Below are 768 nucleotides of genomic sequence, written 5' to 3'. Positions count from 1 at the left end.
AAAAAAAGTTCTCTGCTTCCTTTTATGACATGAGTCAGTTTATATCCAAATAGGCCTTTTGATTTATTGATAGAGCCTGCATGTAAGACGAAAATAGATAGTCATAAATCGGGAAGTTATGCTTTCGAATATTCAAGGAAAGAAGGTATGATCTATGAAAGGTCCAATAGTATCCATTGATGTCTCTAAGGGTAAATCAGATTACCAGGCATTCAAGGATTTGAATGTGAAGTATACAGGTTCACGTTCAATAAAGCACAACAAAGAAGGATTTGATGAGATAGTGAATCTTGTCAGGGAGATGGAAAAGAAGCTAGAAACAGAAGTATGTGTTGTTTATGAGGCAACAGGAGTTTACCATCGTGTCCTTAAGAAAGTGCTTGAAGACAACAATATTAAGCAGTTTATTATCAATCCACTATTATCAGCTAAAACAAGAAAGAATGATTCACTAAGAAGTCCAAAAACAGATAAGCTTGATCCCAAATCAATCGCTAAAACATATTACAGCCATAGTCTTCATAACAGCCATAAACAAGAAACGATATATCACGAACTAAGGGAATTATCACGCTATTATGAGGATATATTAGTTCATATAAGAAAAGATAAGGTTGCATTCAGAGCACAGCTGGATATCGTATTTCCAGGCTATGATACGCTGTATGATGATCTGTATGGTCCTGTCGCTTTAGCTATCATTGAAAAATATCCACATCCAGAAATGCTTCAGAAAAAGAAGATTAACACAGTATCTAAAGTGATTCA

General features: G+C 34.8%; 1 protein-coding gene. It reads left to right on the top strand.

The features are described 5' to 3' along the window. Positions 1–154 precede the first annotated feature (154 nt). Positions 155–768: IS110 family transposase (locus NE544_RS12035; RefSeq protein ID WP_256269502.1), on the top strand; the 614-nt coding region annotated here is incomplete at its 3' end.

This window comes from Holdemanella sp. MSK.7.32, assembly GCF_024460475.1.
GTDB lineage: Bacteria > Bacillota_I > Bacilli_A > Erysipelotrichales > Erysipelotrichaceae > Holdemanella.
Note: the sequence above shows the minus strand (reverse complement) of the source record. Positions and strands in the feature narration are given on the sequence as shown.